This window comes from Mycobacterium gallinarum (genome assembly GCF_010726765.1).
GTDB lineage: Bacteria > Actinomycetota > Actinomycetes > Mycobacteriales > Mycobacteriaceae > Mycobacterium > Mycobacterium gallinarum.
Window position 1 is genome coordinate 1,106,106 of record NZ_AP022601.1, and the last position, 22,267, is coordinate 1,128,372.

General features: G+C 66.3%; 26 protein-coding genes and 1 pseudogene. 19 read left to right on the forward strand and 8 right to left on the reverse strand.

Annotation, left to right across the window (positions count from 1 at the left end; translation table 11 throughout):
• Positions 1-13: 13 nt before the first annotated feature.
• Positions 14-802 carry an SDR family NAD(P)-dependent oxidoreductase gene (locus G6N42_RS05550; RefSeq protein ID WP_434059566.1) on the reverse strand — a complete coding sequence of 263 codons (789 nt, stop codon included), beginning with the start codon at positions 800-802 and terminating at the stop codon, positions 14-16.
• Between the two features lie 13 nt (positions 803-815).
• Positions 816-1,391: a hypothetical protein gene (locus tag G6N42_RS05555; protein ID WP_163727158.1), complete on the reverse strand. Its 576-nt coding sequence runs from the start codon at positions 1,389-1,391 to the stop codon at positions 816-818.
• 23 nt (positions 1,392-1,414) lie between these two features.
• Here G6N42_RS05555 and G6N42_RS05560 point away from each other — a divergent pair, with 23 nt between their 5' ends.
• The 4 genes from G6N42_RS05560 to G6N42_RS05575 all read left to right on the forward strand — a co-directional run bounded on the left by G6N42_RS05560 (position 1,415) and on the right by G6N42_RS05575 (position 4,614).
• Positions 1,415-2,254, forward strand: coding sequence for a DUF3097 domain-containing protein (locus G6N42_RS05560; protein ID WP_163727160.1), 840 nt, complete (start codon positions 1,415-1,417; stop codon positions 2,252-2,254).
• A gap of 36 nt (positions 2,255-2,290) precedes the next feature.
• A complete protein-coding gene (locus tag G6N42_RS05565) occupies positions 2,291-3,616 on the forward strand; it encodes a replication-associated recombination protein A (RefSeq protein WP_163727163.1) in 1,326 nt (441 codons plus the stop codon).
• 165 nt (positions 3,617-3,781) lie between these two features.
• On the forward strand, positions 3,782-4,144 hold the full coding sequence (locus G6N42_RS05570; RefSeq protein ID WP_163727166.1) for an ArsR/SmtB family transcription factor: 363 nt from the start codon (positions 3,782-3,784) through the stop codon (positions 4,142-4,144).
• Entirely contained in the window at positions 4,141-4,614 is a 474-nt protein-coding gene (locus tag G6N42_RS05575) for an SRPBCC family protein (RefSeq protein WP_163727169.1), read from the forward strand. The genes G6N42_RS05570 and G6N42_RS05575 overlap by 4 nt, the downstream gene beginning before the upstream one ends.
• A gap of 63 nt (positions 4,615-4,677) precedes the next feature.
• On the opposite strand, the gene G6N42_RS05580 is transcribed toward G6N42_RS05575, so the two are convergent.
• Positions 4,678-4,986 carry a GlsB/YeaQ/YmgE family stress response membrane protein gene (locus tag G6N42_RS05580; protein WP_163727172.1) on the reverse strand — a complete coding sequence of 103 codons (309 nt, stop codon included), beginning with the start codon at positions 4,984-4,986 and terminating at the stop codon, positions 4,678-4,680.
• Positions 4,987-5,108: 122 nt separating this feature from the next.
• On the opposite strand from G6N42_RS05580, the gene G6N42_RS05585 reads away from it, so the two are divergent.
• The 9 genes from G6N42_RS05585 to G6N42_RS05625 all read left to right on the forward strand — a co-directional run bounded on the left by G6N42_RS05585 (position 5,109) and on the right by G6N42_RS05625 (position 12,987).
• A complete protein-coding gene (locus G6N42_RS05585; RefSeq protein ID WP_163727175.1) occupies positions 5,109-5,510 on the forward strand; it encodes a secondary thiamine-phosphate synthase enzyme YjbQ in 402 nt (133 codons plus the stop codon).
• 139 nt (positions 5,511-5,649) lie between these two features.
• A complete protein-coding gene (gene alaS, locus G6N42_RS05590; protein ID WP_163727178.1) occupies positions 5,650-8,349 on the forward strand; it encodes an alanine--tRNA ligase in 2,700 nt (899 codons plus the stop codon).
• 4 nt (positions 8,350-8,353) lie between these two features.
• Positions 8,354-8,893: a Holliday junction resolvase RuvX gene (gene ruvX / locus G6N42_RS05595; protein ID WP_163727185.1), complete on the forward strand. Its 540-nt coding sequence runs from the start codon at positions 8,354-8,356 to the stop codon at positions 8,891-8,893.
• The gene (locus G6N42_RS05600; RefSeq protein ID WP_163727188.1) at positions 8,886-10,157 is read left to right on the forward strand and encodes an endolytic transglycosylase MltG; all 1,272 of its coding nucleotides are present in this window, start codon (positions 8,886-8,888) and stop codon (positions 10,155-10,157) included. Before ruvX ends, G6N42_RS05600 begins: the two co-directional genes overlap by 8 nt.
• A 6-nt stretch (positions 10,158-10,163) precedes the next feature.
• On the forward strand, positions 10,164-10,973 hold the full coding sequence (locus G6N42_RS05605) for a shikimate dehydrogenase (RefSeq protein ID WP_163727191.1): 810 nt from the start codon (positions 10,164-10,166) through the stop codon (positions 10,971-10,973).
• A 16-nt stretch (positions 10,974-10,989) separates the two neighbouring features.
• On the forward strand, positions 10,990-11,421 hold the full coding sequence (locus tag G6N42_RS05610; protein ID WP_163727194.1) for a prepilin peptidase: 432 nt from the start codon (positions 10,990-10,992) through the stop codon (positions 11,419-11,421).
• 46 nt (positions 11,422-11,467) lie between these two features.
• The gene (locus tag G6N42_RS05615) at positions 11,468-11,854 is read left to right on the forward strand and encodes a nuclear transport factor 2 family protein (protein ID WP_174262023.1); all 387 of its coding nucleotides are present in this window, start codon (positions 11,468-11,470) and stop codon (positions 11,852-11,854) included.
• Positions 11,851-12,342 (forward strand): DUF3237 domain-containing protein, encoded by a 492-nt coding sequence (locus G6N42_RS05620; RefSeq protein ID WP_163727197.1) that lies wholly within the window; start codon positions 11,851-11,853, stop codon positions 12,340-12,342. The genes G6N42_RS05615 and G6N42_RS05620 overlap by 4 nt, the downstream gene beginning before the upstream one ends.
• Positions 12,343-12,372: 30 nt before the next feature.
• Positions 12,373-12,987, forward strand: a complete 615-nt coding sequence (locus G6N42_RS05625) for a TetR/AcrR family transcriptional regulator (RefSeq protein WP_232076086.1) — start codon at positions 12,373-12,375, stop codon at positions 12,985-12,987.
• A gap of 13 nt (positions 12,988-13,000) precedes the next feature.
• On the opposite strand, the gene G6N42_RS05630 is transcribed toward G6N42_RS05625, so the two are convergent.
• Genes G6N42_RS05630 through G6N42_RS05645 form a run of 4 tightly spaced genes read right to left on the reverse strand, consistent with a single transcriptional unit; the run spans position 13,001 to position 15,148 of the window.
• Positions 13,001-13,288, reverse strand: a complete 288-nt coding sequence (locus G6N42_RS05630) for a nitrile hydratase accessory protein (protein WP_163727202.1) — start codon at positions 13,286-13,288, stop codon at positions 13,001-13,003.
• The gene (gene nthA / locus G6N42_RS05635; RefSeq protein ID WP_163727205.1) at positions 13,285-13,905 is read right to left on the reverse strand and encodes a nitrile hydratase subunit alpha; all 621 of its coding nucleotides are present in this window, start codon (positions 13,903-13,905) and stop codon (positions 13,285-13,287) included. The genes G6N42_RS05630 and nthA overlap by 4 nt, the downstream gene beginning before the upstream one ends.
• Positions 13,902-14,639 (reverse strand): nitrile hydratase subunit beta, encoded by a 738-nt coding sequence (gene nthB / locus G6N42_RS05640; RefSeq protein WP_163727207.1) that lies wholly within the window; start codon positions 14,637-14,639, stop codon positions 13,902-13,904. The genes nthA and nthB overlap by 4 nt, the downstream gene beginning before the upstream one ends.
• Positions 14,636-15,148 (reverse strand): DUF1097 domain-containing protein, encoded by a 513-nt coding sequence (locus G6N42_RS05645; protein WP_163727210.1) that lies wholly within the window; start codon positions 15,146-15,148, stop codon positions 14,636-14,638. The genes nthB and G6N42_RS05645 overlap by 4 nt, the downstream gene beginning before the upstream one ends.
• A 129-nt stretch (positions 15,149-15,277) precedes the next feature.
• Here G6N42_RS05645 and aroC point away from each other — a divergent pair, with 129 nt between their 5' ends.
• From aroC to aroQ, 4 genes and pseudogenes are all read left to right on the forward strand, one after another.
• On the forward strand, positions 15,278-16,513 hold the full coding sequence (aroC, locus tag G6N42_RS05650) for a chorismate synthase (protein WP_163727213.1): 1,236 nt from the start codon (positions 15,278-15,280) through the stop codon (positions 16,511-16,513).
• Positions 16,513-17,013: pseudogene (locus tag G6N42_RS05655) on the forward strand (shikimate kinase); the annotation flags it as partial. The gene aroC and the pseudogene G6N42_RS05655, both read left to right, overlap by 1 nt.
• A gap of 139 nt (positions 17,014-17,152) precedes the next feature.
• The gene (gene aroB / locus G6N42_RS05660; protein ID WP_163727217.1) at positions 17,153-18,241 is read left to right on the forward strand and encodes a 3-dehydroquinate synthase; all 1,089 of its coding nucleotides are present in this window, start codon (positions 17,153-17,155) and stop codon (positions 18,239-18,241) included.
• A complete protein-coding gene (aroQ, locus tag G6N42_RS05665; protein WP_163727220.1) occupies positions 18,238-18,699 on the forward strand; it encodes a type II 3-dehydroquinate dehydratase in 462 nt (153 codons plus the stop codon). The genes aroB and aroQ overlap by 4 nt, the downstream gene beginning before the upstream one ends.
• 6 nt (positions 18,700-18,705) lie before the next feature.
• On the opposite strand, the gene G6N42_RS05670 is transcribed toward aroQ, so the two are convergent.
• Positions 18,706-20,532, reverse strand: a complete 1,827-nt coding sequence (locus G6N42_RS05670; protein WP_163727222.1) for a bifunctional sugar phosphate isomerase/epimerase/4-hydroxyphenylpyruvate dioxygenase family protein — start codon at positions 20,530-20,532, stop codon at positions 18,706-18,708.
• A 92-nt stretch (positions 20,533-20,624) separates the two neighbouring features.
• Here G6N42_RS05670 and G6N42_RS05675 point away from each other — a divergent pair, with 92 nt between their 5' ends.
• On the forward strand, positions 20,625-21,266 hold the full coding sequence (locus tag G6N42_RS05675) for a TetR/AcrR family transcriptional regulator (RefSeq protein ID WP_163727225.1): 642 nt from the start codon (positions 20,625-20,627) through the stop codon (positions 21,264-21,266).
• Positions 21,267-21,364: 98 nt separating this feature from the next.
• The gene (locus tag G6N42_RS05680) at positions 21,365-22,258 is read left to right on the forward strand and encodes a shikimate dehydrogenase (protein ID WP_163727228.1); all 894 of its coding nucleotides are present in this window, start codon (positions 21,365-21,367) and stop codon (positions 22,256-22,258) included.
• The last annotated feature ends 9 nt before the right edge of the window (positions 22,259-22,267 follow it).

Below are 22,267 nucleotides of genomic sequence, written 5' to 3' on the forward strand. Positions count from 1 at the left end.
AAATTCCTTTCAACTAACCGGATCCCATGAGTTTTTCCATGAACTTGTGCGTACCGAGAACCACTTTCACGCGGTCGGGATCGTTTCGACGAGCGATGTCATCGCCATTGCCCCCTGCGATATGGATCGGGCCGTGGGGGAGTTGTTCGAGACCCTCGCGGGCGACGTCCGCGGGGTTGGCGACGCGCATGCCGGGGACATCGAAGTTCAGCCCGACGCGCTCCATGGCCGGGGTGCGGGTGACTCCGAGCACCAACTCCAGCACGTCGACGCCGTAATCGCGTAGCTCGAGCCACAACCCTTCGGCGAAGATGCGCCCAAAGGCCTTCACACCCCCGTATACGGTGTGGCGCATCGATCCGAGGTAGCCGGCCATCGAGCCGACCATCAGGATGCCGCCGCGCCGGCGATCCCGCATCGGCCTGCCGAAGTGCTGCACCAGTGCCAGCATGGTGCCGATGTTGAGGTCGATCACCCTGCCGAAGTCGCTCAGCGCACCATCCAGGAAGTGCTCGCTGCAGGTGTTCGCACCCGCGTTGTAGATGAGCAGACCCACCTCGAGGTCGGAAGTGGCGTCCGCGATGCGAGTCACCGCGTCGGCCGACACCAAATCCACAGCGAGTGTTCGTACTTCGACGCCCAGGGCACGACACGTTTCCGCGGTCTCGGCCAGGGGATCGGGCTTTCGGGCGATCAGGACGAGGTTGATTCCCGCGGCAGCCAACTGCCGCGCGAATTCCGCGCCGACGCCCTCGGAGCCGCCAGCGACGACGGCCCACGGCCCATACTTCGATAGCTCCATCACGGGTTCATCTTTACCCCGACAGTCGCAGGAAGGCTCTGCCGCGTCCCGATAGGCGGTAACCCACGTCCAGGCTGATTGTCAGGCCCAGCCCCTTGAGTTGGCGGACGCGGCGTTTGAACCGGGGTGCGTCCATCCCGACGCGGTCGGTGAGATCGGGTGCGCGCACCGCCTCGTTGGCGCCGATCAATTGCAGGTACTGCCTCGTCCACGGCTCGGTGGCTGCGTCCCAGCGGTCCAGGCGCGCCGTGATCGCAGCCACATCGGCGGGTGACAGCCGGTCCTCGGCGGCAAGCGCGGGCCGTTCGTCGGGTGCCAGGAAGGAGACCGCGATCGCATAGGTGTGCCGGGCGTGCCTGCGGTTCAGGTCTTTCTGGGCGGTCGCGGCATCCGAGTAACCGGCCGCCCGGGCCTGCGCGGCGGTCACCCGGTGGTGTCCGGGGAATTCGGCGACGTCGTCGATGCGAATCGTGCCCGCCATGGTGCGCTGCGTGCCGCCTGCCTTGACCCTCGGCGCGTCCCAGCGGCGGAGCACAAGTGTGATGCTGCCGTTAGCGATTCCCTCGGCCGTGTCGCGGTTCAGCAGCACGGTGCTGACCCTACGATCACGCGGTGGCTGATCGCTATGGCTCTGATGTCCTCGCATCGAACCCGCACCGGAAACGACCGCGTTCGGTTGAGCTGCCAGTTGAGATCGGCATGGTCGTCGAGGACGCTCAGACCGGCTTCGTCGGCGCGGTGATGCGCGTCGAGTACGGCCGGATGGAACTCGAGGATCGCAACGGTCGCAAGAAACCGTTTCCGGTCGGTCCCGGTTATCTCGTCGACGGCCGGCCCGTCATCCTGACTCCGCCGAAGCGCGCGGCACCGCAGACGTCGCGGACCGCGTCGGGGTCGGTGGCCGTGGCCGGCGCGCGCGCGAAGGTGGCGTTGGCGAGTCGCATCTACGTCGAGGGTCGCCATGACGCGGAGCTCGTCGAGCAGGTGTGGGGTGACGATCTTCGCGTCGAGGGGGTCGTCGTCGAATATCTCGGGGGCGTCGACGATCTCGCCGCGATCGTCGAAGAGTTCCGGCCGGCACCCGGACGACGGCTTGGTGTGCTCGTCGACCATCTCGTGGCCGGCTCCAAGGAGGCGCGAATCGCCGATGCGGTCCGCCGGGGTCCCGGCGGCGCGCACACACTCGTCGTCGGACATCCGTTCATCGACATCTGGCAGGCGGTCAAACCCGGCCGGATCGGGGTGCCGGAGTGGCCCGTCATCCCCAAGGGCACGGACTGGAAGAAGGGCGTGTGCGACAAGCTGGGCTGGCCGTGCGCCCAACAGGCCGACATCGCGAGGGCGTGGCAGCGGATCCGGGGCCGCGTGCGCGACTGGAACGACCTCGATCCCGCGCTCATCGGCCGCGTCGAGGAGCTGATCGACTTCGTGACACAACCAACGGAGTCGTGAACGCGTCGCGTCATCGCCTCGTGGTAAGCAGAGAGCGTGGCCGACGGTCTGTTTGACGTGCCCGGCGAAGAGCGGTCGCCGGGAGTCGCCACCGTCGGCGCCTCCGCCCCGCTTGCGGTGCGGATGCGGCCCGCCACGCTCGATGAGGTCGTCGGACAAGACCACCTGCTGCAGCCGGGTTCGCCGCTGCGCCGGATGGTCGAGGGTTCGGGAGCGGCGTCGGTCATTCTCTACGGTCCGCCCGGCACCGGTAAGACGACACTCGCATCGCTGATCTCGGGGGCGACCGGCCGCCGTTTCGAGGCGCTCTCGGCGTTGTCGGCCGGCGTGAAAGAGGTCCGCGCCGTCATCGATACCGCGCGGCGGGCGGCCGCACACGGTGAGCAGACCGTGCTGTTCATCGATGAGGTGCACCGGTTCTCCAAGACACAACAGGACGCGCTGCTGTCCGCCGTCGAGAATCGCGTGGTGCTGCTGGTCGCGGCCACCACCGAGAACCCGTCGTTCTCCGTCGTCGCACCGCTGCTTTCGCGGTCGCTGATCCTGCAACTGCACCCCCTCGGCGCCGACGCGGTGCGCGAACTCGTGCGGCGCGCGATCGACGACGAACGTGGCCTCGGTGGCAAGGTCACGGTCGCCGACGATGCCGTCGAGTTACTGGTGCAGCTGTCGGCAGGCGATGCCCGTCGCGCGCTGACGGCCCTCGAGGTCGCGGCCGAGGCCGGCGACGTGACGGTCGAGGTGATCGAGCAGTCGCTGGACAAGGCCGCCGTCCGCTATGACCGCGACGGCGATCAGCACTACGACGTCATCAGCGCGTTCATCAAGTCGGTCCGCGGCTCCGACGTCGACGCAGCCCTGCACTACCTGTCCCGAATGCTGGTCGCGGGGGAGGACCCACGGTTCATCGCCAGACGACTCATGATTCTCGCCAGCGAAGACATCGGCATGGCCGATCCGACGGCCCTGCAGACGGCCGTCGCCGCAGCTCAGACCGTGCAGCTCATCGGAATGCCGGAGGGGCAGCTCACGCTGGCCCACGCGACCGTTCACCTGGCGACCGCACCCAAGTCGAATGCCGTCACCACCGCCCTGGGATCCGCGATGGCTGACATCAGGGCGGGCAAGGCCGGTCAGGTGCCGACCCATCTGCGCGACGGCCACTACTCCGGCGCCGAGAAACTGGGCAACGCGATCGGTTACAAGTACGCGCACGACGATCCCGATGGTGTTGTGCGCCAGCAATATCCGCCCGATGAGCTGGTCGGCGTCGACTATTACCAGCCGACCACCCACGGAGCCGAACGTGAGATCGCGACGCGCCTGGACAAGCTGCGCGCGATCATCCGCAAGAAGCGCTGACGGTTTCGACGCCTCATTCCCGCCGAGACTGCGGACAGATCGCGATTTCGGCCCAGATGGCGATCTGCTTGCAGTCTCGGCGAAAGATCGCCACCCCTTGACACGCACCACACACCGTCCTACGTTGGTATTCAACCGAAGCATTGATCAAACACAAGGTTGATAATGGAGAGTGATGGCGATGCGGATGCGCAGCTCGATCGCGCCTTCCTGGCGCTGGCCGACCCGATTCGACGTGCGATCGTCGCGCGACTGTCCAGGGGGCCGGCCACGGTCAACGAACTGGCCGCACCGTTCGACATCACCAAACAGGCGGTGTCCAAGCACATTCAGGTGCTCGAGCATGCGGGTCTCGTCACGCGGACCCGCGACGCACAGCGACGGCCGGTTCACCTCGACGCCGCCGCGCTGGAGCGGCTGACCGCATGGATCGACCGATATCGGCTCGACGCCGAGCGCAGTTACCGCCGGCTGGACGCCCTGCTGGCAGGCATGCCCGACACCCAGGAGAAAGGACGCACCACATGACGAACGCATTGGACCTCAACGCCCCGGTCGACACCCTGGCCATGGAGTTCACCCGCGAGTTCGACGCTCCGGTCGAAGCGCTGTTCCGGGCGCATGCCGAGCCCGAGCTGATGAAGCAGTGGCTCGGCCCGCATGGTCTGGAGATGGAGATCACCGAGTGGGACTTCAAAAGCCATGGCGGGTACCGCTATACGCACTCAAACGACGAAGGGACGTTCGGCTTCAACGGCACGTTCCACACCGTGCGAGACAACGAGTTCATCCTGCAGACCTTCGAATTCGAAGGTGCGCCGGACATGGTGAACATCGAGTACATGTGGTTCGAGGACCTCGGCAACGGCCGTTCCCGGCTGCGGGGCCGGTCGATCTGCCCCAACACCGAGGCGCGAGACGCACTGCTTTCTTCCGGCATGGAAGGCGGAATGACCGAGGGCTACGAGAAGCTCGACGCCTTACTCAAGAGCCTCTGACCTCGAGAAGGAGCGATCCCGGCTGCAGGGGTCCAGCCGGGATCGCTATTCGGGTGGTACGCGTCAGCGCATCAAGCCCGAGCGCCGGCGGCCCGTCATGCCGGTGCGACCACGTCCCATGAGCGCCGACACGAGCGCCACTCCGATCACGGCCACGACGAGCTGAACGAGCAGCTCCCCCCAGTCGACGCCGGGCGTTGTGGTGGAAATGCCGAGCGCCTGGGCAAGCCAAGTACCGATCAACGCGGCGACGATGCCGACCAGGATCGTTACGAGCATCCCAATGGGCTGCTTACCCGGTAGCAGCAGCCTGGCCAGTACGCCAATCACGATGCCGATGAGTATTGCGGTGATGATGCCGGTGATGGTCACGATGCCTCCGATGACTAGTGGCAGGGCCGTTCGTAGATCACCCTGGTCAAGCAGCGATACCCCTGCCTCCGGCGAAATAAACGCTCGCGTCAATCCCGCCGATTGCTCGTAGGCTCGACGACGTGGACACGGATGTACTCGATATCGACACCGCCAGGCGCCGCATCGTCGACCTCACCGATGAGGTGCGCGCGTTCTGCAGTGCGCACCAAGACGGCTTGTGCAATGTCTTTGTCCCGCACGCGACGGCCGGTGTCGCGATCATCGAGACCGGTGCCGGGTCCGATGACGACCTGCTGGACACGCTGGAACGCCTGCTGCCTCGCGATGACCGCTATCGCCATGCCCACGGCGCCCCGGGGCACGGCGCCGACCATGTGCTGCCCGCGCTGGTCTCGCCATCGGTGACGGTGCCCGTGCAGGGCGGAAAGCCGCTGCTCGGCACGTGGCAGAGCGTCGTGCTGGTGGATCTGAACAGCGACAATCCGCAGCGCAAGGTTCGGTTGAGCTTTATCGGCGCCTAACCGGCACCTGACGCGGTGCCGGTTCGTTGGCCTTTCAGGCGCCACAACTGCGACCGGTACTGTGGTGCGGTCGAATAGTCGCAGGTAATTGCGGAAGCCACCCATAGGGCCACCCGATAGAACAAGGAACAGAAAGAACGTGCAGACACACGAGATCAGGAAGCGCTTCCTTGATCACTTCGTGAAGGCGGGCCATACCGAGGTCCCCAGCGCCTCGGTGATCCTCGACGACCCCAACCTGCTGTTCGTCAACGCCGGCATGGTGCAGTTCGTGCCCTACTTCCTCGGGCAGCGCCGACCGCCCTGGGATCGCGCGGTGAGTGTTCAGAAGTGCATCCGCACCCCGGACATCGACGAGGTCGGCATCACCACCCGTCACAACACCTTCTTCCAGATGGCGGGCAATTTCAGCTTCGGCGACTACTTCAAGAAGGGCGCCATCGAGTTCGCATGGAGCCTGCTGACGAACCCCGTCGAGCAGGGCGGGTACGGCATGGACCCCGAAAGAATCTGGGCGACCGTGTATCTCGATGACGACGAAGCGATCCGGCTGTGGCAGGAAGTCGCCGGACTGCCCCTGGAGCGCATCCAGCGCCGCGGCATGGCCGACAACTACTGGTCGATGGGTATCCCCGGACCGTGCGGGCCCTCATCGGAGATCTACTACGACCGCGGGCCGGAGTACGGCATCGAGGGTGGACCCGAGGCCAACGAGGACCGCTACATCGAGATCTGGAATCTCGTGTTCATGCAGAACGAACGCGGCGAGGGCACATCGAAGGAGAACTTCGAGATCCTCGGCCCGCTGCCGCGCAAGAACATTGACACCGGCATGGGCGTCGAGCGGGTCGCGTGCCTGCTGCAGGATGTCGACAACGTCTACGAGACTGATCTGCTGCGTCCGGTGATCGACCTGGTCGCCGCCGTCGCCCCACGGGGGTACGGCCAAGGCAACCACGGAGACGACGTCCGGTACCGCATCATCGCCGACCACAGTCGTACCGCCGCGATCATCATCGGCGACGGCGTCAGTCCCGGAAACGAGGGCCGCGGCTACGTCCTGCGCCGGTTGCTGCGCAGGATCATCCGCGCGGCGAAGCTGCTGGGCGTCGAGCAACCGATCGTCGCCGAGTTGATGACCACGGTTCGCGACGCGATGGGCCCGTCGTATCCGGAACTGGTCACCGACTTCGATCGCATCCAGCGCATCGCCGTCGCAGAGGAGACCGCCTTCAACCGGACGCTGGCGTCAGGGTCCCGGCTGTTCGACGAGGCGGCCGCCACGACCAAGCGCTCGGGCAAGTCGACCATCTCCGGAACCGATGCATTCACCCTGCACGACACGTACGGCTTCCCGCTGGAACTGACGCTGGAGATGGCCGCCGAAGCCGACCTGAGCGTCGACGAAGAGGGCTTCCGCGGGTTGATGGCCGAGCAGCGCCGGCGCGCCAAGGCAGACGCGGCGGCACGCAAGCAGGCGCACTCCGATCTGTCGGCATACCGCGAACTCGTCGACACTGCCCCCACCGAGTTCACCGGTTTCGACGAGTTGACCACCGAGGCAAGGATTCTCGGCATCTTCGTCGACGGCAAGCGGGTACCCGTCATCGGGCACGGGACGCACGACGCCGACCGCGTGGAACTCGTTCTCGATCGCAGCCCCTTCTACGCGGAGTCCGGCGGGCAGATCGCCGACGAGGGCACGATCACCGGCGCGGGTGCGTCCGCAGCGGCCAAGGCCGCGGTGACCGACGTCCAGAAGATCGCCAAAACCCTGTGGGCACACCGAATCAACGTCGAGTCCGGCGAGTTCGTGGAGGGCGACACTGTGGTGGCCGCCGTCGACCCGAGGTGGCGCCATGGCGCGACCCAGGGGCATTCCGGAACCCACATGGTGCACGCGGCCCTTCGGCAGGTGCTGGGGCCCAACGCCGTTCAGGCAGGATCGCTGAACCGCCCCGGCTATCTGCGGTTCGACTTCAACTGGCAGGGCGCGCTGTCCGAGGACCAGCGGACCCAGATCGAAGAAGTCACCAACGAGGCGGTTGAAGCCAACTTCGAAGTGCACAGTTTCACCACCGATCTGGAGAAGGCCAAGTCGATGGGCGCGATGGCCCTGTTCGGCGAGGCCTACCCCGATGAGGTCCGAGTCGTCGAGATCGGCGGCCCCTTCTCGCTCGAACTCTGCGGCGGCACCCACGTCAACAGTTCGGCACAGATCGGGCCCGTCACGATCCTCGGCGAATCCTCGGTCGGCTCAGGCGTGCGTCGCGTCGAGGCGTACGTCGGGTTGGACTCGTTCCGCCACCTGGCCAAGGAACGCGCCCTGATGGCGGGGCTGGCGTCATCACTGAAGGTGCCGTCGGACGAGGTACCGGCCCGGGTGGCCAACCTCGTCGAACGGCTACGGGCCGCCGAGAAGGAACTCGACCGGATGCGCCTGGCGAACGCGCGCGCCGCGGCCGCGAATGCCGCCGCAGGTGCCGAACGGGTCGGTAAGGTCCACCTCGTGGCACAGCGGATGGCCGGCGGAATGTCGGCGGCGGATCTGCGCACGCTCGTCGGCGACATCAAGGGCAAACTGGGCGGTGACCCCGCGGTTGTCGCGTTGATCGCCGAAGGCCCAAACGGTGGGGATGACTCCGTGCCGTACGTGGTGGCGGTCAATCCGGCGGCGCAGGATCTGGGACTGAGCGCCAACGATCTGGTGAAGCAGTTGGGCGCGCCGGTGAACGGTCGCGGGGGTGGCAAGGCCGATCTGGCACAGGGCTCCGGTAAAGGTGCGGCGGGGATCGAGGCGGCGTTGGCCGCGTTGCGTGCCGAACTGGACCGGAGCTGACCGCGTGGCGAGCGCAGAGGACCGTCAACCCGACCGGCCAGGCCCCACGCTGCAGCCGCCCGACCCAGGACCGGGCCGACGGTTGGGCATCGACGCGGGCAGCGTCCGTATAGGGGTGGCGGTCAGCGATCCGGACGGGGTTCTCGCGACACCGGTCGAGACCGTGCTGCGGGACCGCCGCAAGGGCAGCGAGAAGCATGTGCGACGGCTGGCGACGTTGGTTGACGACTTCCACGCGGTCGAAGCGGTGGTCGGGTTGCCGCGCACCCTCGCCGACCGGTCGGGTTCGGCCGCCCAAGATGCGATCGGTCTCGCTGATCAACTGGCGGCACGCATCGCGCCGGTGCCGGTGCGACTGGCCGACGAGCGGCTGACCACCGTTGCGGCGCAGCGGTCGTTGCGGGAGGCCGGGGTGCGGGCCAAGGGACAGCGAAAGATGATCGACCAGGCCGCCGCGGTCGGCATTCTGCAGAATTGGCTGGATCAGCGGCGCGCGGCGTTGACGGCACATGGTGACTTCAGGGACGAGGTCGGGGATGTCTGACGATTGGGGCCGCGAACGCGTCGAGCCCAGCTGGCACCGGGAACGGGTGGAGCCGATGGCGGTTGGCCCCCCACGGCGCAAAAGGACACGCGCGGACCGGTTGCGGGAAGCACGCGGGCGGCGCAAGCGCCGCATGGCGGGCGGTCTGGCGCTCGGCATCCTGGTCGTCGTCGTCATCGGTGTGGTCTTTCTGGGCTCTAAGCTGTGGCACAACGTGTTCGGCACGAGCAGCGATTTCACCGGCGACGGCGTCAACGATGTGGTGATCCAGGTCCACGACGGGGACTCCACGACCGCGATCGGTAACACCCTCCAGGATGAGAAAGTGGTGGCGAACTCCGCCACCTTCGTCGAGGCGGCCCAGGGAAATGCCGCCATCTCGTCGATCCAGCCCGGCTTTTACAAGGTGCGCACCGAGATCCCGGCCGCCAACGCCGTTGAGCGGCTTGCAGATCCGGCGAACAGGGTTGGCAAGCTGGTGATCCCGGAAGGGCGCCAGCTCGACGACGTTCAGGACGTCAAGACCAACGCCGTCACCGACGGCATCCTCAGCCTGATCTCCAAGGCGACGTGTGTCGACCTCGACGGTCAACGCAACTGTGTCGCCGTGGACGCGCTCAAGCAGATGGCCGGCACGGCGGAACCGTCGGCGCTTTCGGTGCCGGAATGGGCCGTCGGCCCGGTGAACGCGATGGGCACCGACCACCGCCGCCTGGAAGGATTGATCGCGCCCGGCTCGTGGAACATCGATCCGTCCGCGCAGCCGCAGGAGATCCTGTCGACGTTGATCAGCACGAGCGCAGCGCAGTACGAGGCGGGCGGCATCCTCGACACCGCGAAAGCGATGAACATGTCGCCGTATCAGATCCTGACCGTCGGCTCGCTGGTGCAACGCGAAGCCACCCCGGAGGACTTCGCGAAGGTTGCCCGGGTCATCTACAACCGGTTGGCCCAGAACCGCACGCTGGAGTTCGACTCCACGGTGAACTATCCGCTCGACAGGATCGAAGTGGCGACCACCGACGGCGACCGCGGGCAGCTCACGCCGTGGAACACCTACGTGCGGCCGGGTCTTCCTGCGACGCCCATCTGTTCGCCCGGCCAGCCTGCGCTCGCGGCGGCGGAGAACCCGGAGCCGGGAGACTGGCTGTACTTCGTGACCATCGACCTGCAGGGCACCACCCTGTTCACTCGGGACTATCAGCAGCACCTGGCGAACATCGAACTCGCGATGCGCAATGGTGTCCTCGACTCCAATCGGTGACCGCACATGAGGTCGGCTGGCGGCGGTCCTCGTAAGGCCGCGGTGCTCGGGTCACCCATTGCGCATTCCCGCTCGCCGCAGCTGCACCTCGCCGCTTATCGAGCGTTGGGTCTGCACGATTGGACGTACGAGCGGATCGAATGCACCGCCGAGCAATTGCCCTCCCTGGTGGGCGGTTTCGGCCCCGAGTGGGTGGGAGTGTCGGTGACGATGCCGGGCAAGTTCGCCGCCCTCGAATTCGCCGACGAACGCACGGCACGCGCCGAGTTGGTCGGCTCGGCCAACACCCTGGTGCGGACACCTACCGGATGGCGCGCCGACAACACCGATATCGACGGTGTCACCGGCGCATTGGGTGAGGCGTCGGGCAGAGCGATGGTCTTGGGGGCGGGCGGCACCGCCCCGGCGGTGGTGGTCGGCCTGGCCGCACTGGGTGTCCATCACATCACGGTGGTGGCACGTAATGCGCAACGGGCAGCCCCGTTCGTCGAACTGGCAACGAAATCCGGTGTCAGGGCGCAATGGTGCGCGATCGATGGCCCGGAGCTGGCGGCACATGTGGCCGGCGTGGACGTCATGGTCAACACCGTGCCCGCAGACGCCGTGGCGCCGTATGTGTCCACGCTGGCGCCTGCGCCCGTGCTGCTCGACGCGATCTACGATCCGTGGCCCACACCGCTGGCCACTGCGGTCGAAGCTGCGGGCGGGCGCGTGATCAGCGGCTTGCAGATGCTGCTGAATCAGGCCTTCGCCCAGGTCGAGCAGTTCACCGGTCAGCCTGCGCCCAAAGATGCGATGAGGGCCGTCCTGGACTGACGCTAGCCTCGAATGAATGGGGGTGGCGGCGGTCGGCGTCTGCGTGCTGACCTGGTTTGCCGGGCTCAGTTGGTTCGACATTCGCGAGCGACGGCTGCCCAATTGGCTGACGGTGCCCGGCGCCCTCGCGATCCTGATGTGCGCTGCGGCAACGGGGCGTGGGGCACCTGCGCTGGCCGGCGCGGTATCGCTTTTCGCGATCTACCTCGCCATGCATCTGATCGCCCCGGCGGCCATGGGTGCCGGCGACGTCAAGCTCGCGATCGGTATCGGGGGACTGACGGGTGCTTTGGGTGTCGATGTGTGGTCGCTCGCCGCAGTCGCGGCGCCGCTGCTGACGGCTGGTATGGCCGTCATCGTCCGGATCGTGAGCGCGGAACGGGCTGTGCCGCACGGCCCCTCGATGTGTGTGGCCGCGGCCGCGGCCGCCGCTCTCGTCCTGTTGTGATCCGAAACCCTTGCATACTCGCGGTATGTTATTGCATACTATGGGTATGCAAATGATGAAGCTCGATCTCAAGGCGATCTCGGAGAGATATTTCGCCGCTTGGGCGGCCCACGATCCGGAAGCGATCGTGGCCCTGCACACGGCCGACACCCAGTTCTGGATGCACATGGGTGGTGACCCCGTCGTCGGCCGCGACGCGGTGCGCAGCACCTTCGCCGAAATCTTCGCCCAATTCCCAGATCTCACGTGGGAGACCCACCGGGTGCTGTTCGGCGACGACCATTGGATCCTCGACTGGGCACTGATATCGGGTGACATCCGATTCGACTGCCTCGACGTCGTGAACGTCTCGCCGGACGGGCTCGTCGCGCGCAAGGACACCTTCGTCGACGGTGTGCAACTGAACGCCGCCCTCGCGGTGGTGGCCCCGTGACCGCCGCGACGCCGATCGATCAGTTGCCGTTGATCGACGCCCTACCGGTTGAGCACCTGTTCGACATGCACGTTGATCTTCAACCAGCACAACCGATTACGACACCCGTCGGTGCCAGGATGACGTTCATCACGACGGGCGGCGTCATCGACGGGCCGAAACTGCGCGGGGAGATCTTGCCCGGCGGGGGAGATTGGCTGATCGTCGGGAGCGACGGAGTCGGACGCGTCGATGTCCGCGCCACGCTCAAGACGCATGATGGCGTGCTGATCCACTATGAGGCGCGCGGAGTCATCAACGTGCCCGCGGATGGACTCGATCGGCTGGCCGCCGGTGACGTGCTGGGGTTCGACGAGACGTATGTGCGGACCACGCCGACGTTCGAGACCGCCGACGAGCGCTATGGCTGGCTGTCGGGACTGGTCACCGTCGGCTACAACGTCCTATCTCGCAACCACATCGACTACCGCATCTATCGGGTGCTGTGACCCGGCTTGATGTTCGACTATGGTCGGCCCGTGGCAAGAGGGCTGGCCAGACGCACGCAGGCGGAGCGCACCGAGGCGACCACCGCCGCGCTCGTTGACGCCGCGCGCGAACTGTTCGCCCGAGAGGGCTACGACGCGATATCCCTTGACGCGGTCGCGGCTCGCGCGGGGGTGACGAAAGGTGCCGTGTATCACCATTTCGCCGGCAAGCGCCAGTTGTTCGAAGCCGTGTTCAGCCGCGAAATCGAACGCATGACGGCTCCGCTGGTGGCGGCGTACTCGCGCAAGAAGGACCCGTGGGATGCGTTCAAGGCGGCGAGCGCCGCGTTCCTCGACGAGTGTCTGGACCCTGCGGTACAGCGCATCGTCCTGGTGGATGCGCCCGCGGCGATCGGCTGGGATGGAATCCGCCGGCTGGAGGCCCCCCTGCTGGACTTGATGGAGCTCGCGATATCTCGTGCCGTCGATGCCGGCCGTATCGGACGGAGACCGCCGGCCCCGCTCGCCCACTTCCTCTTCGGCGCAATCTGCGAGGTGGCGATGATCGTCGCCCGGGCCGATGATCAGAAGATCGCGCAACGTCAGGCCGTCGCTGAAATCGGTCGCGTCCTGGACAGCCTCGCCACCACCTCACGGCAGCGGTAAACCAGGCCCGCCGCTAGTGGTCGTCTCCGTTGGCGATCATCGGATTGGTCAACAGGTGGTGGTCGTCGACCACCTTGGTCAGCGCGGTGACCCAGTGGTCGTAGTACTCCCAGTCGCCACGCTCATTCTCCGGCGTGTTCTCCCACCGGCCGATCGTTTCGATCAGGCTCTGCTGGAAATCGCTCCACTCGTAATGACCGAACTCCGAGAGCGCCAGCGCCAGCCCGAAGGCGCGCCGCTGCCATTCGTGCTCGAACTGTGGGGCCGCCTGGTCGGTCGTGCACGTCTCGTGCAGCGTCATGACACCGGTCCCGCCAGCGCCACGCCCATCATGGATTCCGTCGTCACGAGGTCCATCAACATCTCATCGGTGAAATCGTCGGTGCCGGAAGGGCGTTCGGGAATGACGAACCACCGTGAGTGCCCGCTGCTGTCCCACACCTTGATCTCGGTGTCAGCGGGCAGGTCGACGCCGATCTCGCCGAGCACCTTGCGCGGCTCGCGTGCGGCCCGGGACCGGAACACCGGATCCTTGTACCAGTAAGGCGGCAGACCGAGCACCGGCCAGGGGAAGCACGAGCAGAGTGTGCAGATGATGAGGTTGTGGATTCCAGGAGTGTTCGCAACGGCCTGCAGGTGCTCACCTTCGGCGCCCGCCATGCCGTCGGGCAGGTCCAGTTCGGCGATCGCGGACGGGGTGTCGACGACGACGCGAGCGGCGAAGTCGGGATCCGTCCAGGCCTTCACCACGATCTTGCGCCCGTTGAGCGGTGTCATCTCCGACTCGAAGTAGGAAAGGACCTTGTCGACGGTCTGTCCGGTGATCACGCCCTTTTCGATCAGAAGTGATTCCAGCGCAGCGACTTTGGCGGCGCTCGCGGCCTCGCGGTCCGGGGGGTAGGCGAACTGGTCGCTCATTGGACTCCTTCCAGGTATGCCTCGAACAGCTCGGCGTAGATGGTGAGCGCTCCGGGTTCGGCGCGTTCGCCGAAGAGTTCGTCGGGACTGAACGCGACGATGTAGATCGGCATCGGATCGCCGATGCCGTCTCCGGTGTGGACGAAATAGCCGTAGTCGCCTTCGAATATCCGCTCGATGGTGCCCTCGCGTTTCCGTAGATAGCCCGGTAGGCGGGTGTGGGCGGCTGCGGGCACATTGGTGATCCGGACGCGGTCACCGACGGCGAACTTCGGATGGGCGACGTCGCGGCGGGGGCTATCGCCCTTGCGCAGGTATTCGACTACCTGATCGTCGATCGCAGCTTCCGGCTCCGGAGCGGCCGGTGCCTTCTCGGCCGCCAATTCGGCTTGCCGCGAGGACAACTCGTCCTCGGTGACATAGCCCTGATCGATGAAGAACTGGGTGATACCGCCCAGCCACTTCTCGTAGTAGCGGAACTTGAAATAGTCGAACGGATTCATCGCCTCCGCGCCGGTGCGCAGACTCGCCCAGGTCCACTCGTCTTTGAACGATGTCGGCACGTCGTCGATCGGATACTGCGGCAACGCCGCCCCGAGATGATTGGACAACCCCATCATCGCCACGTGAATGCCGAAGATCCGTTGCTCCCAGTCCTCGACGAACACGCGCTTCTCGAGGTTCAAAGGTTCGGGGAGTCCTTCGAGACCTCCGAGATAGTGCTGCAGTTTCATTGCGCCGGGCTGCCTTCCTTCGCGGGTTCACGGGTGAGGACGTTCGCGACGTATTCGGACAGCAGCCCGAACGACGCACCGAGTAGGCAGGCCATGGCCGCAACCAGCCCCGGATGCGAAATGGACGTCACGGTGATCGTGTTGCCGGTTCCGGCGACCGTCGACACGGTGCTCGCGAATCCGACGACGACCGCGGGTGTCGTCGACAGCAGCGGCACCCATGACGCCTGGACCATCACGGCGCTGCCGACGCCGACGGCGAGTGCGGTCATCCAGAGGCTGCCGCCCATCAGGTGCGCGGCGTACAAGCTTGCCGATGCGATCAGCACCCCGACGAGGTTGCTCGACAGTGATCGCACCCATCCGGTGACGCCGCCGCCGACGAAGAAGAACGACGCCCACGTCAGGAAGACCACCCAAATCGGGACGGTGATGACCTCCGCGGTCAGGGCCACCGCCAGCCCGCCCAACACCCCGATGCTCAGCGTCAACGCGGATCTTGAATCCATGAAAGTAGGTTCGCGCGGTGCTGTTTCCCACGCGTATCGCCCACGTTGCGATTTACACGCGCAAACACCCGCTCAGCGCCGGTATCGGCGTGGAAATCGCGGGCAGTGAGCTATGGGAAGATGGGACGCGTGTTGCGATGGACTACAGCTGGTGAATCCCACGGCCGCGCTCTGGTGGCCGTGATCGAAGGCATGATCGCCGGCATCCACGTGACCTCCGACGACATCGCGGGCCAGCTGGCCAGGCGCCGGCTGGGCTACGGCCGCGGCGCGCGGATGAAGTTCGAAAAAGACCAGGTCACGATGCTCGCCGGGGTCCGGCACGGCGTCACGCTCGGCGGTCCGATCGCCATCGAGATCGGCAACACCGAATGGCCCAAGTGGGAAACCGTGATGGCGGCCGATCCGGTCGACCCCGCCGAACTGGAAAACAGCGCCCGCAACGAGCCGCTGACCCGTCCGCGGCCCGGCCACGCCGACTACGCAGGCATGCTGAAGTACGGCTTCGACGACGCTCGGCCCGTCCTGGAACGGGCCAGCGCACGCGAGACGGCCGCCCGCGTGGCCGCCGGCACCTTCGCCCGGGCATTGCTTCGCGAGACCCTGGGCGTCGAGGTGCTATCGCATGTGATCTCGATCGGCGCCTCGAAGCCCTATGACGGGCCGCCGCCGCAGTTCTCCGATCTGTCCGGGATCGACGAGAGTCCCGTGCGCGCGTTCGACAAGGACGCCGAGGAGTCCATGATCGCCGAGATCGAGGCGGCCAAGAAGGACGGTGACACACTCGGGGGAATCGTCGAGGTGGTCGTCCACGGGCTTCCCGTCGGCCTGGGCTCCTTCACCAGCGGTGACAACCGCCTCGACAGCCAACTGGCCGGCGCGGTCATGGGCATCCAGGCAATCAAGGGCGTGGAGATCGGCGACGGCTTCGAGACCGCGCGCCGCCGCGGCAGTGTGGCCCACGACGAGATGTACCCCGGCGCCGACGGTGTGATGCGCTCGACCAATCGGGCCGGCGGCCTCGAAGGCGGGATGACGAACGGGCAGCCGCTGCGGGTGCGAGCCGCGATGAAGCCGATCTCGACCGTGCCGCGGGCGCTCGCCACAGTCGACATGGCGACGGGTGACGAGGCCGTCGCCATCCACCAGCGTTCCGACGTGTGTGCGGTGCCCGCGGCCGGTGTCGTCGTCGAGACCATGGTGGCGCTGGTGTTGGCGCGGGCGACGCTGGAGAAGTTCGGTGGCGACTCGCTGTCGGAGACGCGTTCCAATGTCGACAGCTACCTGCGTGCGGTGCGCACGCGGGGAATGCTGCAGGACGCCGAGCGCGAACCGTCCTCGCAGCCGGTTCAGGCGTCGGGCTGATGGCTCCTAGAGCGGTGCTGATCGGGCTGCCCGGGTCGGGCAAGTCGACCATCGGCCGTCGGCTGGCCAAGGCACTCGATCTCGCGCTGCTGGACACCGACGTCGCCATCGAGGAGACCACCGGCCGCACCATCGCCGACATCTTCGCCACCGACGGCGAGGCTGAGTTCCGTCGCATCGAAGAGGACGTGATCCGGTCGGCGCTCCAAACCCACGACGGTGTGCTTTCACTTGGCGGCGGCGCGGTCACCACCGCCGGGGTGCGCGAGGCGCTGGCCGGTCACACGGTCATCTATCTAGAGATCAACGCCGCGGAGGGAGTGCGCCGCACCAACGGCCCCACGGTGCGGCCGCTGTTGGCCGGTGGAGACCGTGGTGAGAAGTTCAAAGCGCTTATGCAGCAGCGAGTCCCGCTCTATCGACGGGTCGCGACCATTCGGGTCAACACCAACCGTCGCAACCCGGGCGCGGTCGTGCGCTACATCGTGGAGCGGCTGGAGAATTCCGAGACGTCGCGACAGCACCGGCGCCGGCGTCGTCCACCATGGCGTCGCAGTCCCACGACGCTGACACCGGCCCCGACAACCGAGGCGCCCCCGTCGCCTGCGGAACTGGCGGCCAAGAGAGCTGCGGGTCCCCATGAGTGAACCGATAACCGTCGACGTGCACGTCGATCCGCCGTATCCCGTGATCATCGGGACCGGGCTGCTCGGCGAGCTGGAACGCACCCTGGCGGGACGGCACAAGGTCGCCATCCTGCACCAGCCGACGCTCGCTCAGACCGCGGAGGTCATCCGGAAAGCTTTGGCGGACAACGGAACCGACGCACATCGAATCGAGATCCCCGACGCCGAGAAGGGAAAGGATCTACCGGTTCTGGGGTTCATCTGGGAAGTGCTTGGTCGCATCGGCGTCGGCCGTAGGGACGCGATCGTCAGCCTCGGCGGGGGAGCGGCCACCGACGTCGCCGGCTTCGCCGCGGCGACGTGGTTGCGCGGCATCGACATCGTGCACGTGCCCACCACTCTGCTCGGCATGGTCGACGCCGCGGTCGGCGGCAAGACCGGTATCAACACCGATGCCGGAAAAAACCTCGTCGGTGCGTTCCATCAGCCCGCCGCGGTGATCGTCGACATCGCCACGCTGGAAACGTTGCCGCGCAACGAACTCGTCGCTGGAATGGCCGAGATCGTCAAAGCGGGTTTCATTGCGGACCCGGTCATTCTCGATCTGATCGAGGCCGATCCCGGGGCCGCCGTCGATCCGACCGGCACCGTGCTCCCCGAGCTGATCCGGCGTGCGGTCGCCGTCAAAGCCGAGGTCGTCGCCGCCGACGAGAAGGAGTCGCAGCTGCGCGAGATCCTCAACTACGGCCATACGCTCGCTCACGCGATCGAGCGACGGGAGCGCTACAAATGGCGCCACGGCGCAGCGGTATCGGTGGGTCTGGTGTTCGCCGCCGAGCTCGGCCGGCTGGCCGGCCGCCTGGACGACGACACCGCCGACCGGCACAAGTCCGTGCTGACGGCGCTGGGTCTACCCGTCGAATATGATCCCGACGCGCTGCCTCAGCTGCTGGAATACATGGCAGGCGACAAGAAGACCCGCGCCGGTGTGTTGCGTTTCGTCGTGCTCGACGGACTTGGCAAGCCGGGTCGCCTGGAGGGGCCGGATCCGTCGCTCCTCGCGGCCGCCTATTCGGTGATCGGAAAGGGGGAGCAGCAGTGAGCGAAACACAGGCCACGCCGCCGCCGGCGAAGACCGTCCTCGTGCTCAACGGGCCCAACCTCGGCAGGCTCGGCCGCCGCGAGCCGGAGAAGTACGGAAACACCACCCACGAACAATTGGTCGCGCAGATCGAAAGCGAAGCCGAGGACCTCGGTCTGAAAGCGGTTGTGCGACAGAGTGACTCCGAGTCAGAGCTGCTCAATTTCGTCCACGCGGCGGCCGACGCGGGGGATCCGGTCATTCTGAATGCCGGTGCGCTGACGCACACATCGATTGCCCTCCGTGATGCGTGCGCGGAGCTGCGGGCGCCGCTGATCGAGGTACACATCACGAATGTGCACACCCGCGAGGAGTTCCGGCACCATTCCTACATCAGCGCCGTCGCGACGGGAGTGATCGCCGGATTGGGTGTTCAGGGATACCTGGCGGCGCTGCGCTTCATCGCCGGCGCCACGTAGGCCGAGTCATCGCCGCGAGCTGAAGCGTCCTGCCCGCTGCGCGGCGAGCCGGACGGGGGCATTGTCGCTGCCATAGCCGTCGTAATTGGCGCGTCGCTCGACGAACTCGAAGAAGACCGAACCGACCGTGCGGGTGTAGAAGTGGATGAATTCGCCGTCGGGGCTTCGGTCGTAGAGCAGGTCGAGTTCGCGCAGCGCTGCGACCGCATCGGCGGCCACGCCGAAACGGCCTGCGACATAGTCGTAGTAGTTGTCGGGAACCGACAGGAACGGCAACCCACGCGCACGGGCGCGGCGTGCCACCGCGAAGACGTCAGAGCATGCGAAGGCGATGTGCTGGGGCATGCCGGAGTCGTCCAGCACTTGCGGGGCGACGTTGAGGGGCAATCGAACCGCGCCGTCGACGGTGCGCATGACTTGGCTGCGCACCAACCCGGTGGGTGCGGCCACCTCGGTCGGCACTTCGGCGGTGAGCCCGAAGATGCTCGTCAAGAAGAGCACCGCTTCGTCGGCGGTCTGCCAGGGTTGTGAGAAGTTCACGTGGTCGATGGCACGCACCGTCGTGTCGGTGTCGAGTGGCATGCCGCCCTCGAACTCGTCGACCCACGCCGGTGACAGCCCAGTCGGTGGCGCGGTGACCCAGAAGATCTCGGACCCGTCTGGCGCGATGGCGCCGCCCATCGGCTGCTCAGAGGCGTACGTGCGGCGGTAGGCCGGCGCGGCCATCAGGTCCTCCGCCCGCCGCGTGGTCGCATCGGCATCGGGCACCTGGAGGCCGATGGCGGCGACCTGCGGGTCCAGATCCCGCGCCTGCTGCTCGTTGAGGATGACGCGTGCATCGCCTGCGACCCAGAGGGATACCGGTTTGGTCCGGTGGCGGCCACGCGGGGTGAAACCGAGCTGTTCCAGCAGGACTTCGATCTCGGTGGTATCCTCGGCCTTCAGCTCGACGAAGTCAAAGCCATTGGGAGGCTTGGCATCTGTGACCGAACGCAAGCGCGTGGTATCCGCCGCGGTCACCTTCGTGGCCAGCTTGTCCTGAAGCCACACCAGCGAACGAAGTGCGTGCACCGCGGTCCGATCGGGGTCGGTCTGGCGGAACGTGTCGTTGAAGACCTCCAACGACAGCGGTCCGTCGTATCCGGCCGCCAGCACACGCGATACGAAGGTCGTGAGATCGAAGTCGCCTTCGCAGGGGAAAAGCCGGTGGTGCCGGCTCCAGGACAGCACGTCCATGGACAACGCCGGCGCGTCGGCAAGCTGCAGATAGAAGATCTTGTGGCCGGGGATGCTCTCAATCGCCGCGGTGTCGTGACCGCGGGACAGGACGTGGAAGCTGTCCAGACACAGTCCGACCGCCGGGTGGTCGGTCAGCTCAACGATGCGCCAGGCGCGGCGGTAGTCGTCGACGAAACGCCCCCATGCCAGCGCCTCGAACGCGACCTTGATGTCCAATGTCTGCGCCAGGTCACCCAATCGGCGGAGTTGGTCCGCGGAGCATTCGTCGGAGTCGACGGTGGCGGTGGCGACATTGCTGCACACCAGAACCGTCTCGATGCCCAACCGTCGCGCCGTGACGAAGGTGGCTTCGGCGCGACGGAGGTTCTCGGCGAACGTCGCCTCGTCGACGCCCTCGATATCGCGCAGCGGCTGGTAGAGATCGAGCGACAGGCCCAGGCGCCGGGCCAGACTCCGGATCTCCTCGGGACTGTGATCGCTGGCGATGAGGTCGGGTTCGAAGATCTCCACACCGTCGAGTCCGGCCTCCGCGCAGGCATGCAATTTCTCGGTGAGCGAGCCGCTGATCGAGACGGTGGCGATGGACGTCTTCATGGTGCCTCCATTCGAGGCTAATGTACCAATTAGTTAATTAGTATGGAAGAGGTTCCGCTGAATGCGGCGCACGTGCAAGTAAGCTGCCGAAGGTGACCGCCGAGTCCCGCCCGGAGCTGCAGCGCGATGCCGAACGTACGCGTGCGGAGTTGCTCGCGGTCGCGACGGAGGTTTTCGCCGAGTCCGGCTACTCGGGCGCCCGCGTGGACGACATCGCCGAGCGCACCCGTACGACCAAGCGGATGATCTACTACTACTTCGGCGGTAAAGAACAGCTCTACATGGCGGTGCTGGAGAATGCTTACCGCGGCATTCGAGAAGCCGAGCAACGACTGCAGGTCGACCACGTGGATCCGGTCGTGGCGATGCGCAGACTGGCCGAGCTGACCTTCGATCATCACCTCGATCACCAGGCGTTTATCCGGCTGGTGTCGATCGAGAACATTCACCGCGGCCAGTTCATCAGTCGCCTCGATTCGCTGCGCTCGCTCGCGCAGCCGGCCACCTCGCTGCTTGACCAGATCCTGGCCAGGGGCCACGCGCAGGGCGTCTTCCGCGACGACGTGGACGCCCTCGACGTCCATCTGGTCATCAGCGCGTATTGCGTTTTTCAGGTCGCCAACCGATACACGTTCGGGTTCCTCTTCGACGTCGACTTCACCGAGGTCGGGCAGCGTGCGCATCTGCGCCGCATGATCGGCGACGTCGTCGTCGGCTGGCTGACCGCTCGCTGATCGGCGAGCTGCCTCACATCTGAGCCTTGACGAGACGCGCACCACAGTGTTCTACTCGACGTACGTACTAGTTAGTACATTAATCAGGACGGTGCACTGTGAGTTCCAGCCCATATCTCGTCGGCCTCGTCGGTCAGGGCGTCGGCCCGTCGCTGACACCGGCGCTGCACATGGCCGAGGCGCGCGCGAACGGCCTCGACTACGTGTACCGGACCGTCGATCTGACGACCTCCGGTATCGCGCCCGAACGCATCGGCGAGGTTCTGGAGTGGGCCCGCGCGCTCGGCTACAACGCGCTCAACGTCACCCATCCCTGTAAGCGGTTGGTGATCGAGCACCTCGACGCACTCGACGACGGCGCCGCTGCACTCGGAGCTGTCAACACCGTGGTGTTCGAGCCGCACCGCACGGTCGGCTACAACACCGACGCTCCTGGCTTCGGCACCGGCTTCGGTGAGGGTTTGCCCGGTGCCGCCACGGACAGCGTCACCCTCGTCGGCGCGGGCGGGGCAGGTGCCGCGGTGGGACACGCGCTCCTCGATATCGGCACTGAGCATCTGGTCATCGTCGATCTCGACGTCGAGCGAGCCACCGCCCTGGCTCGCGAGTTGGCGAACAGACACCCCGGTGCACGCGTGGAGGCATCGGAGTTCGACAAGCTGTCGGTGCTGCTGCCGGTGAGCGACGGCGTCGTGCACTGCACACCGACGGGAATGGCCGACCATCCGGGCCTGCCGTTCGATGCGGGACTGCTGCACCCCGGGCTGTGGGTCGCCGATGTCGTCTATCGGCCGCTGAACACCGCGCTGCTGACGGCCGCGCGTGAGGTCGGCTGCCAAACGCTCGACGGTGGCCACATGGCCGTGCACCAGGCCACTACCGCGTTCGAGCTGATCACCGGAATCACCCCGGACGCCGCTCGTATGTCACGTCATTTCCGAAGCCTTGTCGGTGAATTCCCGACGGTCAGCACCACTTCAGAAGGAAACTAGGAGGAACCC

Excerpts from the sequence above, each read along its gene's own strand:
- nthB (WP_163727207.1), bottom strand. The coding sequence starts at position 14,639 with ATGAAACTGCAGCACTATCTCGGAGGTCTCGAAGGACTCCCCGAACCT.
- G6N42_RS05570 (WP_163727166.1), top strand. The coding sequence starts at position 3,782 with ATGGAGAGTGATGGCGATGCGGATGCGCAGCTCGATCGCGCCTTCCTG.
- G6N42_RS05605 (WP_163727191.1), top strand. The coding sequence starts at position 10,164 with ATGAGGTCGGCTGGCGGCGGTCCTCGTAAGGCCGCGGTGCTCGGGTCA.
- G6N42_RS05550 (WP_434059566.1), bottom strand. The coding sequence starts at position 802 with ATGGAGCTATCGAAGTATGGGCCGTGGGCCGTCGTCGCTGGCGGCTCC.
- aroB (WP_163727217.1), top strand. The coding sequence starts at position 17,153 with ATGAGTGAACCGATAACCGTCGACGTGCACGTCGATCCGCCGTATCCC.
- nthA (WP_163727205.1), bottom strand. The coding sequence starts at position 13,905 with ATGAGCGACCAGTTCGCCTACCCCCCGGACCGCGAGGCCGCGAGCGCC.
- G6N42_RS05630 (WP_163727202.1), bottom strand. The coding sequence starts at position 13,288 with ATGACGCTGCACGAGACGTGCACGACCGACCAGGCGGCCCCACAGTTC.
- G6N42_RS05670 (WP_163727222.1), bottom strand. The coding sequence starts at position 20,532 with ATGAAGACGTCCATCGCCACCGTCTCGATCAGCGGCTCGCTCACCGAG.
- G6N42_RS05615 (WP_174262023.1), top strand. The coding sequence starts at position 11,468 with ATGCAAATGATGAAGCTCGATCTCAAGGCGATCTCGGAGAGATATTTC.
- G6N42_RS05575 (WP_163727169.1), top strand. The coding sequence starts at position 4,141 with ATGACGAACGCATTGGACCTCAACGCCCCGGTCGACACCCTGGCCATG.
- G6N42_RS05610 (WP_163727194.1), top strand. The coding sequence starts at position 10,990 with ATGGGGGTGGCGGCGGTCGGCGTCTGCGTGCTGACCTGGTTTGCCGGG.
- G6N42_RS05645 (WP_163727210.1), bottom strand. The coding sequence starts at position 15,148 with ATGGATTCAAGATCCGCGTTGACGCTGAGCATCGGGGTGTTGGGCGGG.
- G6N42_RS05600 (WP_163727188.1), top strand. The coding sequence starts at position 8,886 with ATGTCTGACGATTGGGGCCGCGAACGCGTCGAGCCCAGCTGGCACCGG.